General features: G+C 44.8%; 10 protein-coding genes. 3 read left to right on the top strand and 7 right to left on the bottom strand.

Annotated elements, in window-relative coordinates; all coding sequences use genetic code 11:
- Positions 1-221: 221 nt before the first annotated feature.
- The 7 genes from B3139_RS03520 to B3139_RS03490 form a co-directional block, all read right to left on the bottom strand.
- A complete protein-coding gene (locus B3139_RS03520) occupies positions 222-764 on the bottom strand; it encodes a DUF3347 domain-containing protein (protein WP_293879814.1) in 543 nt (180 codons plus the stop codon).
- 14 nt (positions 765-778) lie between these two features.
- Positions 779-3,292, bottom strand: a complete 2,514-nt coding sequence (locus B3139_RS03515) for a zinc-dependent metalloprotease (RefSeq protein ID WP_293879812.1) — start codon at positions 3,290-3,292, stop codon at positions 779-781.
- Positions 3,293-3,311: 19 nt separating this feature from the next.
- Positions 3,312-4,736, bottom strand: coding sequence for a RagB/SusD family nutrient uptake outer membrane protein (locus B3139_RS03510; RefSeq protein ID WP_293879810.1), 1,425 nt, complete (start codon positions 4,734-4,736; stop codon positions 3,312-3,314).
- A gap of 12 nt (positions 4,737-4,748) precedes the next feature.
- On the bottom strand, positions 4,749-8,357 hold the full coding sequence (locus B3139_RS03505) for a SusC/RagA family TonB-linked outer membrane protein (protein WP_293879808.1): 3,609 nt from the start codon (positions 8,355-8,357) through the stop codon (positions 4,749-4,751).
- 31 nt (positions 8,358-8,388) lie between these two features.
- Complete coding sequence (locus tag B3139_RS03500; protein ID WP_293879806.1) at positions 8,389-9,552, bottom strand: FecR family protein; 1,164 nt, start codon at positions 9,550-9,552, stop codon at positions 8,389-8,391.
- A 56-nt stretch (positions 9,553-9,608) separates the two neighbouring features.
- Positions 9,609-10,193, bottom strand: a complete 585-nt coding sequence (locus B3139_RS03495) for an RNA polymerase sigma factor (RefSeq protein ID WP_209579346.1) — start codon at positions 10,191-10,193, stop codon at positions 9,609-9,611.
- Positions 10,194-10,370: 177 nt separating this feature from the next.
- On the bottom strand, positions 10,371-10,712 hold the full coding sequence (locus B3139_RS03490) for a helix-turn-helix domain-containing protein (protein ID WP_293879802.1): 342 nt from the start codon (positions 10,710-10,712) through the stop codon (positions 10,371-10,373).
- 273 nt (positions 10,713-10,985) lie between these two features.
- Here B3139_RS03490 and B3139_RS03485 point away from each other — a divergent pair, with 273 nt between their 5' ends.
- The 3 genes from B3139_RS03485 (at position 10,986) to B3139_RS03475 (ending at position 15,993) form a co-directional block, all read left to right on the top strand.
- Entirely contained in the window at positions 10,986-11,540 is a 555-nt protein-coding gene (locus B3139_RS03485; protein WP_293879800.1) for an RNA polymerase sigma factor, read from the top strand.
- Positions 11,541-11,586: 46 nt separating this feature from the next.
- Positions 11,587-12,627 (top strand): FecR family protein, encoded by a 1,041-nt coding sequence (locus tag B3139_RS03480; RefSeq protein ID WP_293879798.1) that lies wholly within the window; start codon positions 11,587-11,589, stop codon positions 12,625-12,627.
- A gap of 159 nt (positions 12,628-12,786) precedes the next feature.
- Positions 12,787-15,993, top strand: a complete 3,207-nt coding sequence (locus B3139_RS03475; RefSeq protein ID WP_293879796.1) for a SusC/RagA family TonB-linked outer membrane protein — start codon at positions 12,787-12,789, stop codon at positions 15,991-15,993.

Here is a 15,993-nt window from a genome sequence, read left to right as displayed (position 1 = left end):
TGACAGTAGATTGTCGTGTTTCTAAATATAACAAAAAAACGGCCACAATTAAATAACATGCCGAAAGAAATTATCAGCCAAGTTTGTGACGCTTTAGCGTCTGTTTTGATAAAAGGGAAAATGTTGGTTGGAAGTAGCGCTTGGAAATGTACGGACATCAAAAAGAAAGAGGCTATCTAGATAGCCTCTTATAGATATTTTGCATAGATTTTGAGCGATAATTAATGGCAGGCAACGGGCTCGGGATAATCGGCTGTTGCCATTCCCTTGACCACTTGGCCACAATTGCGCATCGAGGCTGCGTACGGATTTTCTATCGTCTTGTCGTAGCTTAACCAATACCCTTTTTCCATCGGACAGTATTGTAGGTAGACGGCCTCGTCGGTACATTTCATCGTCTCCATAATGGTAAAGAGGGATTGCGTAAGGGCAGAAAAAGTCGCTTTCATGGCGGTTAGATCTTGTGCGGCTTTCAGGACGGCTGCATCGGCCTTCATGGTTTGGCTTACCTTCTTTAGACGCATCATGTCGTCGAGCTGCAATCCTTTCAGCCGAAAGTTCTGAACTTCTTTTTCCAACTGAACGGCATGTGCTTTGCCGCTGGCAAAATTTTCATCCTGGATGTCCTTTTTTACCTCCATATAGCTTTTAAACAATCGGTCGCGTTGTGCTTGTGCGACATCTTGCCCGTGGCTGGATTGACAGGAAATCATGAGAATACTGATCAAGCAGGTGATGTAAATTCCTTTTAGTTTATTTTTCATGCGTTTATTTTGTTTTAAATGGCTGATGAGCGCTCGAGTAAGCTTTGATTTTGAATGCGTTTAATTTCGAGCAACATCAGCTCGAGGTGTTGTTTATTTAATGGATCTTTTTGTTTTGCGACAAGTTGATTAATTGCCGGTACGAGAGTGCTCAGATAATTTCGGACATACAGCTGTACATCGCTGCGCTGTGCTTGTGAAATGATATCGGATCCTTGTGCGATTTTGGGATTGATAAGTTGATTGACTTTTTCAAGAAAATAGCGTTGTTGTGCGCGTTTAAATACGGCCACACGGCTGTCTTCCAGGGGCAGGGTCCATACCGCTCCGCCAATATCATTCAGATATTCGTTGAGGCCGTAGGGATTTGTACTGGCGATAGACTTCATGTAGACATTATAGAGCATGCCGGGACTCATCAACATATTCAACATTTGTTCTTGCTGATCGCTGATCTCCTTGTTGGCATCTTTGCCGATCAGATCCTGAATGTCTTGGGGATATAACCATAGGGGTGGAGTAAATACATTGTCATTGACATACTGCATGGCCGATTTGACCTTTTCTCTGGGGATGGCCGCATAGACGGGGCCAGCTTGGCCACGTACTTTTTTTGTAATCTGCTGACTGCCTATATTTTTTAAGACATGGTACAGGTAACGGTCGAACTGCGCGCGCACGGCTTTATGCATATCCTTTAGGTTGCTGTAATCGTCGCCGGGTTCATTGGTCCATTCGACCAAATTGGAAACCACACGCTTTAGATTTTTGATTCCATATCGGCTAGCCAGCATGGCATCGTCACCAAGATCTTCTTTTTGGCCGCGTGGGTCTTCGTCGTTCCCTTCGCCGCCAAACCACAGCTTGGGATTGGCCGTTAGGCTATCGGTCACCTGTTTGCTGAGGTAGAGTTGCTCGTCTTCGCCGCTCGAAAATTGGGGTAGATATTGGTACCCCCATTGGATGGCCCATTTATCGTAGCTGCCGATACGGGGATAGATGCCGGCTAGCCCCACACCGTCTTCGGGCTGTGCCACGTAATTGAACCGTGCATAGTCCATGATGGATACGGTATGGCCATTTTTTTCTACCCACTTCTTGTCGCGCAATTTTTCTACGGGCGTTTGGCTACTGGCGCCCATATTGTGACGAAGGCCCAAACTATGCCCTACTTCGTGCGACGACACAAAGCGGATCAGCTGCCCCATCACTTCGTCATCCAACTGCATTTTTTGTGCTGCCTTGTTCAATGGGCCCACTTGCACCATAAACCATTGCTGAACAAGTTTCATGACATTGTGATACCAGCCTACATGGGCTTCGATAATCTCGCCACTTCTGGGATCGGATATGCGTGGCCCATAAGCATTCGCTTTTTCGGAGGCAAAGTACCGGATCACAGAGAATCGGGCATCCTCAAGGCTCATGGTGGTATCTTGCTCAGGCCATTCTTTGCCTACAATGGCGTTTTTGAATCCGGCTTGTTCGAATGCCTGGTTCCAGTCGTTGATGCCGGCAATCAGATACGGGCGCCATTTTTTTGGGGTCGCCGGATCGATATAATAGACGATCTGCTGTTGAGGCTCTACCAGTTCGCCTTTTAAGTAGCGTTTTAGATCTTTCGCTTTGGGCTCGAGACGGTAGCGCTGTATAAAATTCAGGGCTTTGGACCGCTGGTCTTTGTCGGTGAACAGAATATACTTGTTGGCAAAATATCCTACGCGGTCATCGTAAATCCGTTTGTTCATCGGTACTTTGGGCAGCAGAACCATAGAGGTGTTGGTGGTAAAGGTCAATGAACCGGTTGCGGTTGCTGCGGGCGTACCTGAGGTGGAGCTGTAGGTTTTGGTGGTCTTTACTTCCAGATTGATGGGAAATACCTTCATATCGGTAATGAAAGAACGGTCGTCGGCCAAGGAGGATAGCTTATTTTCGCTTTTTATTCTGCTGTCAAAGGAAAGTGCGGCGTTGTCTTTTCGGAATAGGTCGGTCACCTCCACCAAATAACTGTTGCCCCCTGCTTGTAGTCCTTTGATATCCAAGATAGCGATAATGGGATCTTCCTGCGACTGGATCAATGCCGTACGAATGGCATCGTTTTCGGGCGCGTCCTGTTTGTAAATTGCTGCCCGCAGCTGGATACGGTCGCCCAGTCCTTTTTCGAAGTAAAGTGTCTGCTCATTCAGCTTTTCGCCACCATACATCGTAAATCCCTGTGGTGCCGACACCAGACGTGTTACGGTCAGAAAATAACGGTTCAATATACTATCGGGTATTTCCAGGTACCACTTCTTTTCGGATTCGATGACATTAAAAACGCCTGAACGGGAAATTCTTTTTTTATTTAAAATTTTACTGTAGGCCTCATAGAGGTCATTTTTTGTTTTTAGCGTATCTGTTTTGGCCGCTGTCTTCGTATCGGTCTTACTAGCCGTTTTATCGGCTTTCTTTTCCACGGGTTGCTGCGCTTGGACTATACAGCCAGACAAAAGCAGGGCGAGGGTACTAAAGATAATTTTGTTTTTCATGTGTTTGTTATAGCATCTATTAAAACGGTACGGCTTCGTCTGTATTTAACCGTAAGTTTGGGTTTAACTTCATGGCATCCAATGGAAATGGAATGATGTACATCCTGGAGTTTGGCGCCAGCGTATAGGTCTTTTGCTCGACCGTCTTATTGACAATCGGGAAGACACGGACGAGTGTCTTGGCATATTCTTTTTCGAGATTTAAGCGTTTCAGGTCAAAGAAACGGTGGTACCCAATAGGCAATTCCCGACGACGTTCGTTGATGACCAATTCCATCACTTCTTTTCGTGTTGTCGGAACCGGCAGGATCGCCTTCTCGCCTTCGATACGGGTTTTGCGTAAGGTATTCAATAGGCTGATGGCTTTGGCATATTGATCTTGACGGGCGTAACATTCGGCCAGCATCAGGTAGATTTCCGGTGTTTTTAATCCTACGGTAGGGAAGAAAAATGCGGTGTACCTGACATTGTAGTAACTTGCGCCGGCGCCGATATCCAGAAAGCTGGCATTGGTCTTGGTATAGAATAGGCTAAAGCGCTTGTCTTCTTTATCGAACATACTCGTCAGCTCGGGGCTCAGCATGTAGCTGTACCCAAAGTTCATTTCGGTGTACCCGTTGATATACATGTAGCTCAATACTTCGGGATTATTTTCGGCGATGATAGGCGTCTTGCTTGGTCCGCCTAATTTTTCGTACTGCACCAGGTCAATGAGCTGTCCATTCAACTGCATGGCTTTTTCGGCAGCCGCCTGTGCTTCGGCAATCTCCCTTTTAAAAAGGTGCACCTTGGCTTTCAATGCATAGGCAAAGGCCAGCGATGGGTGATAGGGATTGGTGGGTTTTTCCTGCAGATGGGGTATAGCGTCGTCAATATCCTTTTGGATAAAATCGTATACCTGCTGTACGGTTGCTTTGGCTGGTTTGGCCTCCAGGTCATATTTGTCCATGATGCAGACACCGCCGTCCTGCGCTGCTGTGCTGGCATCATAGGCCTTGGCGTACACATTGATGAGGTGGAAATAATCAAATGCCCGAAACATCTTGGCCTCGGCTTTGGCCAGGGTTTTCAATTGGCTATCACCTGTACTCTCGTCGACCAAAGAAATAATCATGTTCCACTGTGCAATGTATTTGTAGCACTGGTTGTAAAAGCTCGATGAGTTGATTTGACTGACCCTGTCTTCCTTTTCCTGAAACAAAAAGTTGATGGTATTGATGTTCGGCGTCAAACCGATCACATTGGATTCTTTGAGGTATTGGTCATCGACCAGGTACTGAAAATTATTGACGGGGTAGCCTCTATTGGGATAGGCCACCAGATCGTAATAATCTTGCGTAGTGCTTACCAATTGGGATCCCTTTGGTGTAATGTCGAGGTATTTATTGCAGGCGGTAAAGGCTACCAGAGTCGCACATGCCGCCATTATGGTTTTTATAGTCATCGTAGATTCGGGTTAAAAAGTTAATGCAAGTCCCATCAGGAATGATTTGGCCAGCGGCAAATTGCGTGTGCCACTATTGAGCGAATAGGATTCTGGATCGATATCATTGCCGGCAGCGCTCCATGTCCATAAATTGTTGACCTGCGCCGTCAATCTGACGTTTTGCATCCCGGCTTTATGGGCCAATTGCTTAGGCAATTGATAGCCTACGGCTATGTTTCGCAGTTTGATGTAATCTGCCGAAACGATCTGCTGATCGCTATAGCGCCATAGGGTAGATAAGTTTCCCGCATAGGTACGTAATTTGTCTGGATAGTCGACCAGTAACCGGGGATAGTCGTTATCGGCCCCTTCTGCCCAGCGGTTTACCAAACCTGCGTTGGTCAGTTTATCGCTTGCGAAGTCAATGGCATCTTTGCGCAATTTATGTCCACCGGAGAAGACAAACATCGCCGAAAGATCAAAAGCTTTATAGCGCAGACGCTGATTGATGGATCCTGTATATTTTGGAAACAGTGTCCCTAAGTTGACCAATGCATCGGGTGAATTGATATCATTGATCTTTGTAGGGGTGCCATTTTCATCAAAAACAATATTGGATTCGCCGTTTTGATCCAGAAAATAGGGATAACCATTCACCATGCCGGCATAGCGATAGGCCATGATGGAATTGTAGCTATTTCCTTCAAAAAAGTAATTACTGGGTGAACCAACATAGGACTGCGCGGTCGATGTTAATCCATTTACTTTTTCGACCTTGTTTTTGTTGAAGGAGAATACCAGTTGGGTGCTTGCTATTAAATCTTTCTTTTTGAGCCACACGCCATTGATGTTAAACTCGATCCCTCTGTTGCGTAAGGCCCCATTGTTGATAACACGTGAATTGGCTCCGACGGTTGGGTCGAGTATAGCACTGATCAACAAATCGGAGCTGTAGCGATTATAGGCATCGATAGTCGCGGACAGGCGGTTGTCTAAAATTGAAAAATCTACACCGAAGTTTGTCGTTGCTGTTTTCTCCCAGCGCAACATGGGATTGGGCAACGATTTTTGTTCGAGATACTGCAGGTAGGGAAACAGCTTATCCGATTTCCAGGTGGCCGTACCATAGCTGGAACTTTCCTGGTCGACGTTGCCGGTAATGCCGTACGTTGCACGCAGCTTGAGCGAGTTTAGCCAGTCGCTGTTTTTCATAAAGTCTTCGTTGCTGACATTCCATCCTGCTCCGACAGACCATAATGGGCGGTATCTAAACTTTGGATCTACCCCAAAGAGATCGGCCTGATCGACGCGTATGCTTCCCGTAAGGTTGTATCTGTTGTTATAGGTATAACCGGCATTGGCATACAGCGAGGTATAGCGGTGTAAAGTTTCTTTTTGTGCACCGCCATTTAAGTCGCCCAAGCGGACATTGCCCCCATAGATATAACTCGATATACCGGTTTTACTCAATGTGGCCCAGTCGATGGTGGTGGAGGTCAATGTGACGGGATTGTACCCCACAAGCAATTGTTGGATCGGGCGCGGTGTATGCGACTGACGCATCTCGAAGCCGGCCAGGGCGGTTAGCTGATGCTGACCATATTGGCCAAAGGTATTGTCATAATTAAATTGATTCCGGAACGTATAGTTGTACCGTTTGGATTCGAATTGATAGTAACGGCCTCCTGCTGGCAGGTTTTTGGTGTATACTCCCGTCGCTGCATTGTAGCTGACCATTGCGTTTGAGGCAACACGCATCATGTAGTTATCTTCGTCGTAGAAGCTTTCACGGGAAGTTTGCCCCAATTCATAGGAAAACTGTGTTTGAAACGAGAGTCCTTTATAAATGGTGGCCCGCAACGCTGTAAATGCGCGAAGACTTAGATTCTTGTTGCTCTCGATGCCTTCGCCTAGGGCTTCAAGCACATTAAAGGCGGTACTTTTTAAATTTGGGTTTGCAGCAATCTGTTGTGCTGTCTCGCCGTTAATGGCCGATCCGGGTCCGACGGAACTGGAAAGGTCAACGTAAGGCGCATACACGAGGTTGCCATCTTCATCTTTGATGCGTGTATACCGTGGCTGTAAAAACAGATCATTGTAGACACCATCGGTTTGTTTGTTGACACCGTAGGTACCGTTCAGTCCCACTGTCGCATTTAACCATTTGGTGATGTTGTAGCTGGATTTCAAATACAGGTTGAATTTCTCATTCTTCTCATGGAGCACCTGGCCCTGTCCTTTATCGTAGTTAAACGAAACAAAGGTGTTGCTTTTGGTGGAATTTTGTGAAATGCTGGCGTTATACCGTTGGCGTGATTCATTCTGCCAGATATTGTCGGTAAATTCTTTAATATAATCGTTGTTGCGCCAGGTATTGATCGTCGCATCGCGTTCTTGCTGGCTAATGGCCCCGGTAGATTCTTTACGGAATAGATCGTACAACGGTGAATAATATTTTAAACTTCCACTACCCAATCTTCCATAGTAATTGAACAAAGATTCGGTATTCGCATAGCGCGATCGTTCTTTGTTGTAGACATCGATTTCATAGTCGATCAGATCGGATGTGCTGGCGTAATGCATCTTGGCGATATCCGGTTTTTGCGTGATGAACTGATCGACATTGAAGTTGACGGCAACTCCTTGGCCTTTTCCTCTTTTTGTGGTGACGACTATAACGCCATTGGCTGCGCGGGCGCCATAGATGGATGCTGCCGTTGCGTCTTTGAGTACGGTAACGGACTCGACGTCATAGGGGTTGATGTCGCTCAGGGTGAACTCGGTGGGTAAGTCGTCCACAACGATAAGCGGATTGGTAGTGACACTATTGGAGTAGGTACCGATACCACGAAGGATGGGCTTGTCTGCATCAGAACGTGTTGGGTTTTTGATATAGGTCAATCCGGCCACCTGGCCTTCGAGCGCAGAAACTAAGTCGACGTTGATCTGTTTGTTTAACTGGTCATTGTTGACCATGGTATATGCTCCAGGGCTACGCTCTTTGCTGATGCGCTGATATCCTGTGATCATAATTTCGTTGAGCATAGACTCTTTTGCGCTCAGCATGACCCGCACAGGCCGCGCCATTTGCTCTGGACTGAAGCGCATGACCTTTTCATTAAAAGACACATGGCTAAAGGACAGCTGGATGTCGGCGGAGCTGGCAACATTCAGTTCAAAATCGCCATCTCCGGAACTCATCGTCTGGCTATTATCCTGTAGATTATGAATAGACACGCCGGGAATAGTATGGCCCAAACTGTCGATTACTTTACCGCGTACAAGCTGACCAGTGGTGGATGCCGCTTTGCGATAAAGGATGATGCGCTTGTTTTCCAGACGGTAACTGAAGGGTTGATCCTTAAACAAAATGGACAACGCGTCCTCAACGCTCGAGAGTTTAAGGTTGACACTGATCGGACGGGCTGATTTTAACAGGTTGCCGTCAAAAACAAATTCGTAGCCGTAGCGATCCGATAGGCTTGTAATCACTTCTTTGACCTCGGCATTTTTAAAATTTAATTGAACCTGTTGAGCATGTAGTTCGTAGGGATCAATCATGCTCATCAGGGCAATTCCAGCGACCAAACTCAAGTATTTCCGCAAAAATACCGGTCGCTTTGGGGTTAGGTAGGACATGGTAGATGTAGGTTAATGTAAAATTTAGTTTTTATTTTTTATACGTAGTTTTTAAGGTGATTTTTTTATTGTCCAATTGAAAATGGAGGCCGCTTGCTTCGTTTAAGAGGTTCAACATTTCCTGTAACGGTATATTTTTTCGGACCTTCATATAGATCGATTGATCGGTAGGTAGTGTGATGGTATCGACTTCGACACCATACCATCTGGACAAATCAGCGAGGATGACCCGGAGCGACTGATCGCGGTAGTCAAAGTAGCCTGCGGTCCAGGCGGTAGCTTGCTTTGGCGCGACCTGTTCCCGATGTATGCCATTGTGGTCGGTGATGGCTGTTTCCCCGGGATGAAGCACAATGCGCTGAGCCGTTCCGGATTTGCTCAACGCGATCCGGCCGGACAGCAGGGAGGTGGTGACCTGTCCGTCACTCGCATAATTTCGTACGTTGAAAACGGTGCCCAGCACTTCGACGTTTGTGGCTCCAGCGTGTACAGTAAATGGTCTTTGTGCCTGGTGAGCTACATCGAAATAGCCTTCTCCTTCTAGAGAAACTTCTCTTTTGACAGCATCAAAAGGAACCTGAAAGGTGAGGGTAGATGCTGCATTCATCGTAATCTTGGTGCCATCTTCCAAAATAATCCTAAAGTCGGAATTGGGGGTATAGATGGTTTGCAGACTTGGGGTTTTTCCTGTTGCGGTGACTTTAACCGTTTGGCTGTCGATACGAGCAAATGCGATTTCGCCGATCTGCCAAGCCGAATCTGTTTTTGGTAAAATGGCGATTTCTTTGCCAGACTTATCTTTAACATATAAGGTAGGTGCTGATGGTGCAGCAATATCGGAAGGTGCCACGCGCTGTGCGAGGTAAAACCAGGTGGCCAATCCGGCAACCAGTAGAATGGAAGCGGCGGCCCACCACTGCTGTTTGTATCTTAAACGAAGCGGTTGTTTGTTCGTTTGGTTTAATCCTTCTGATTGATTTAGCCTATCTTCCAATCTTTCTTTAATACGGGCGATATGGGACGCAAAAGGTGGATCGATTTGATGTTCGTCAATATCGATCGAGGCCAAAGAAGTGAGCTGTTCGAGCTCTTCGTCGCTGGCACGTTCAAAATAGTGGAGCAGTCTATCGAGGTCGACACGATTGATACTTCCATCTAGATAGTTCTTGTAAATATTGTCTATTTTTTTTGCCATATCTATAAGTTAATACGCAACTTATTAGCAAAAACACTATCGTTGTGGTGTTTTTTTTAAAAAAAATAGAATGTGACAAGAATTGCTAAAATCTCTTCATAATGGTCTTGCACAAATTGGCGGATATGTTGGTTGGATTTGACCATGGCATTACTCACGGTGGATACAGAAATATGCAATTGCTTAGCAACCTCTTCGTAGCTTTTCTGCTCTATTTTGCATAGCACAAATATTTCTCTTCTACGCTCACTTAGGGTGTTGAGCGCTTTTTCTAATAATGCGGATTGTTTTTCTTCGATATCAACCTCTTTTTCCATTAGGTAGAGCTGCTCAAAATGCTGGTATAAATTTTCCTGCATCGCGGCTTCCTTCGCTAATTTTCTATACCAGGAGATCACATCATTTTTAGCAATTGTAAAAATCCAGGATTTAAAACTTCGAGTGGGGTCAATGGTCGATCTTTTTTGCCAGACTTTTAGAAATACATCCTGCACGAGCTCTTCACTGACCTGCCGATCTTTGACCATTCGAAAAATAGTGGAAAATAGGGCATGGCTATACTGATCATATAAGGCAAAAAAAGCTTGTTCGTCGCCATGGGAAAGCGAAATCAATAGCTTATTTTCTGCAGTAATATCCATAGTAAACTTTTCAACGGTCAGATCCTATGCGGTTTAAATCTGAAGCCAGCTGTCAAATTTACAACTTTTCGGCTTAATACTTCCTATTGCGGGCAATAGTTTTCTGCCGACAGTATGCTATGCTGTAAAATGTGGATAGGCTGGCTGTAGAGGACTGTTGACTTCCGTTACCGGAGCTTATGGCCTTGGATTATCTTTTTCTAATTGCTCATAGAGCTCAATGATTTTTTTGCGGAGCTGGATAACCTCATCGCCTTTTTGTTGTAGCTTTTCGTTCAGGAATCTTATTTCTTTGGTGTAATCTTTAACGTCGTCTGTCTCCGAATTGGATATCAGCTGCACCAATGTCAAATTAAATATCTTGGCGATTTGATTTAACCGAGAGAGGTTAAGATCTGTAATCCCTGTTTCCATTTTTGAAAATGCAGGAATTGAAACGTCTAATTTCTTTGCTACATCTTGTTGCGTCCAACCTTTTTGTTGCCTGAGCAACCTGATCTTTTTGCCTAGTGTTTTCATTTGAAAATTTGTAATGGGTTAAGGTACGAAAAAAAATGCATAAACAATTTTTTGATGCGGTATTAAAAAAGTAAGGGCTTAAATCTGGATAAGAAGCGGACACTCGGTCGGGCTTATTTTTAGTTTGATTATTGATTTTAAATTTGTTATACTTGCCATGAGGGTTTCCAGCTCTTGTCTTGATGAAATAGACCTAAGTGATAACATAACCATTATTTCATGTAAGATTAATATTAAAAAGAGGAAATTAGCGAAAAATTTCTACCAGCTTTTATGTCTTGGATTGGATTTATACAGGGTAACCGAAGTTCATTTGAGGAAATCTACGATACTTATATCGATGATTTGTACAGCTATGGTAAGCAGTATCATTATGATAAAGATACCGTGTTGGATTGTATCCACGACCTTTTTGTGCACTTATTTGATAATCCAAAAATAGCGAAGGACGTTCAGGTGAAATATTATCTTTTCGCGGCGTTGCGGCGGAAGCTGCTGCGGCTGAAGGTGGAGACTGTGGCTATCGACTCGCTTTCGGAAGACATGTATTGGACGAATAGCCACGAACTTGAGCTCATCAACGATGAGGTGGAAGCCGGTGTCGTGAAAGTAATCAAAGAAAAGGTAGATGCATTGCCGAAGCGGCAGCGGGAAGTACTTTTTTTGCGCTATTACCTCGATTTTTCCTACGACGAGATTGCGCAAATGATGGGGGTAAATGTGGAGACCTGCAGGACATTGACCTTTCGGGCAATCAAGCAATTAAAAGTGGAATTGAAGCCCATTGAACTTTTTACTATTTTTTATATTTTTTTTAATAGATTTTAGTCTATGTTTTTGAAAATTATGCTCTATAGTTATAAAAGCATAGTTTGTGAAAACCAAGAAGGAAAAATTTAAGCACATATTCAACCTCACGCCAGAGCAGGGCCTGTCGAAAGAAGATAAGGCAAAGCTCTTTGAGCGGATTGTCCGCAGTACAGCCAAAAAACGTACGCGTAGGTTGCTATTCTATGTTGGGCCGCTCGCAGCTGTGGCGTGCCTGTTAGTCTGCTTCAAGCTGTTCTTTCCAAAGGATGCAGCAATGGAGCCGACGCTAGATATCGAAAGGATAGCATCCATCAGCCAAACGTTGAATACACACAAAGATAGCCTCCAGCTTATTTCTGTTGATCCGCATACCGAAAGCCATGCGATTTCATTTTTGAACGTAAAGGTTTCATCTGACATACTCGACTTGATGGGGCCTGAGCCTAAAGCAGCTACACCTCAATACCATACCCTATTTGTTCCTTACGGAAAAAGGCAGGAGTTTACGTTGCCAGACCACTCCAAGGTATGGCTCAATGCAGGTTCATACCTCACCTACAGTCCAGATATGCTGGGCAAACCCCGCGAAGTATACCTCAATGGCGAAGGGTATTTTGATGTCGCTCATACGGGTACAACGTTTATCGTTAGAACAAAAAACGCATCCGTAAAAGTTTTGGGCACCAGCTTTAATCTAGCGTCGTATGAAGAGGATAAAAAAATGGCTATTGAATTAATTACGGGCAAGGTCGAACTGAGCAGTCCGCATTTCAAAGACATCACCATGGTGCCAGGTCAATTGATTACATATGATCTGCAACGGCAGAAAGTCATCGTGGATAGTAAAGCGGAAGGGAATGAAATTTTATGGACTAAAAAGCAGCTTGTACTAGACCGTCTGTCTACGAAAGATCTGATCAAAAAATTGGAACGTATTTATAATGTACGCATTCATGCTGACCCATCGGTGCTGGAAAATGCAACAGTCTATTCTGGCAGGATCAATCTGGATGTTGATATACTGACTTCGCTAAGTACGATATATGCACTGAGAAACTATAGGATAACACAAGTAGAAAAGGAGGTGTGGATAAAAAACAATTGATTACTAACCATAAAATTGGATAAAGAGGAATTGCGGTCCCCTTTATCCGTTTAAATTAAACGTTTCTAAAAATTTAATTTCATCAAAATTATGAAAAAAAAACAGGTGGGACAAAATCTCTCCTCTAGACAATTATTGTCACCTAAAATTAGGTATAATATGAAGATAGGATCCCTTGCCATTACAGGAGTTTTACTTTCTGTCAGTGCACTCGCGTTTCCCCAGCGAATAACGCTCAAAATGAAAAATGTACCCTTGAAGCATTTTCTACAATCTGTTCAAAAACAGACTGATATTGCGCTGCTTTACCCTGAAAATTTATTGGCCGACAAACGGATAAACGTCGATATTGACAAAGAGGAGCTGGTGCCAGCGCTAAGGCAGGTGCTCCGGAAATTTAATTTGACGATTACACAGGGGGCTGGGCAAATCACTGTAATACCCGACCTGACTGCCCGCAGTCAGCCAATCAGCAGACCGGTTGTTTTCCAGGAAAAAGTAACGGTCAAAGGGCGCATTTTTAATACGGCTGAACCTCCTGTTCCTCTTTCGGGTGTTACGGTAGCTGAAAAAGGCGGGATGGCCACGTCGGTTTCGGACGATGAAGGCTATTATTCGATCACGATAGCTAAAGGGAGCAGGTTGTCGTTTTCGGCAGTTGGCTTCTTGACCAAAGAGGTGCTGGTGAATAAGACTGAAGCGAACCTTACGGTATCGCTTAAGGAAAATGTCTCGGATCTGGATGAGGTGGTGGTCGTGGGGATGACGGAAATGCAGCGAAAACATATAGCCAGTTCTGTCGCCTCATTGGATATTAAATCCAATATCGAAGGAAAACCTATTACCAATCTTTCGCAGTCGCTGCAGGGCGGTGTTACAGGACTTACCGTTCAGCAAGGCTCAGGCCTGCCGGGGGGTGATGCGGCCAGTATTAAAATACGGGGTATTTCGACGTTAAATAATTCGGACCCGCTGGTGCTTGTCGACGGCGTACCCATGGATATGAATCATATCGATCCGGTAACGGTGGAGAGTGTAACCATATTAAAAGATGCGGCTGCAGCAGCTATATATGGTGCCAGGGCGGCGAACGGTGTTATTTTGGTGACGACCAAACGCGGAAAAGCGGGGCAGATCAATGTGCTCTACGATGGTTACTACGGTCAGCAATCGCCGACAATCCTCCCTGAATTTGTGGATGCGCCTACTTACATGCGTATGTATAACTATGCGCAGGTGGCCTCCGGAGGGCAAATATTGTATACGGATGAGCAGATTAGCAAAACCGAATCTGGGGAAGATCCCATCAATTATCCGAATACCAATTGGACGGATATTGTTATCGATGATTATAGTCCGCTAACCTCCCATTCTTTAGCTGTGAGCGGTGGAAATGATGTGGCGCGATTTGCGGTAACGGGCAATTACATGTACCAGAAAGGGATGTTGCCGCTCAACAAGATGGATCGCTTTAATATCCGTGCGAATACCTCCGTATCGCTTTCGAAGCGGTTTTTGATTAATCTGGATGTTTTGGGTATCAGACGGAATACCTTGTACCCAAACCGAACCATCGATAATGGAGGCAGCAGAATCTTGGACGACCTTTATCGGCTGCCGCCTACGGTACTGCCCAAATATCCACAAGAGGAGGGATGGCCAACCATCTATGGTCGGTATGCGGATATTGTCAACCCACTGGCTTATGAGGAGGTTGGCGGTACCCTTGGGTATCAATATGATCAGGCAACAATCAATCTACAGCCAAAATGGTCTATTACTGACAATTTAAACTTGCGGGGGCAGTTTAGCTATAGGCTCAACAGTGATGTTTATAAGCAAAACCGGGATAATTTCTATTTCTTCGATTATTATACCAAACAGTTGGTACAGACCTGGGCGGTACAGCGGAATGCATATTCGGAGACCAGAAATACCTATTATTATTTGAGCGGCGCGCTGGATTACAACAAGACGTTCAAAAAGCATAATCTCTTTGCCATGGGTGGATTTTCTGTTGAAAAATTTAATGAGGGTTATTGGAAAGAATCGTCGTTGGTGTCGAGCTACGCGAAAGCAAATTATTCGTACGACAACCGCTATCTTGCCGAGCTATCCTTTCGTGCAGATGGTTCTTCCAAATTTGGCCCTGGAAAGAAATATGGTTATTTCCCGTCCATCGCATTGGGATGGAACCTACATAATGAAGCCTTTTTTAATGTGGATGCGATCAGTAATCTGAAGCTGAGGGCTTCGTATGGACAGTTGGGCAATGAGAATATTGGTTTATATCTGTACCAAAATCTTATCAATGCGACCAATGGAACAGAGTCTGTATGGGGTAATCCAAACATTACCTGGGAAAAGGTGAATATCCTGGATGTGGGCTTGGATCTGTCGGTTTTCAAAAATAAACTTTCTTTGACCTTTGATTATTACGACAAAAAAACGAAGGATGTGCTTCTGAAACCTACTGTGGCACCTTCCGGCGCTATTGGTTCGGCTCCTTTGAATGCCGGTAAGGTGAGCAATACCGGAATGGAACTGTCGCTGAATTATAACGATAAGCTCGGCGATGACTTTAGTTTTTCGATAAGACCGGGCATCTCTTACAATAAGAATAAGATCACTGAACTATTGGGTGGTCCGTATTATTCGGGTATCTCGACGAATGAGGTGGGGTATGCTATAAAGAGTCATTATGGTTATGTAACGGATGGTATTTTGCAATATGCTGATTTTGCTGCTGATAAAAAAACAGCATTGGTTCCGGCGCTCGCGGGCGAAGGCCCGGGCGATATCAAGTATGTTGACCTTAATGGCGACGGTATGATTGACGAGAGCGACCAAAAAGTGATCGGCGACCCTACGCCGAGGATCAATTATTTTAGTAATGTAAGTTTCAGTTACAAGAACTTCGATTTTGAGTTTTTGTTGCAGGGGGCAGGTAACCACGATTATTCGGCGAATCTCGGGGGTAAATCTGCCGGCTACTTATGGCATCCGCTGAATTTGAGTGCCTCGGGTGGTATCCCAACAACCTATCGGGCGGCGAATACCTGGCGCGAAAATAACCAGGATGCCATCTATCCTCGTTTGCTGGCAAATCCGGCAAATAACGTGCTGCGCAGTGACTTTTGGTTGTTTAATGCGAGGTACCTCCGTGTAAAATTTATTCAGGCTGGGTACCGATTGAATAGCGCCTACCTCAATAAATACGGAATTAAAAATGCGCGCTTTTACATCAATACGCAAAATCCTTTTCTCTTTACCAAATTGAAAATGGCTGATCCGGAGTCGCAAGGGGGATCGTGGACCTATGGTATGATGCGTATATTTTCTGTTGGGTTAACGGCTAATTTCTAA

The organism is Sphingobacterium sp. UBA1498 (assembly GCF_002325125.1).
Taxonomy (GTDB): Bacteria; Bacteroidota; Bacteroidia; order Sphingobacteriales; family Sphingobacteriaceae; genus Sphingobacterium.
This window is presented reverse-complemented; position numbering and strand designations above follow the sequence as displayed.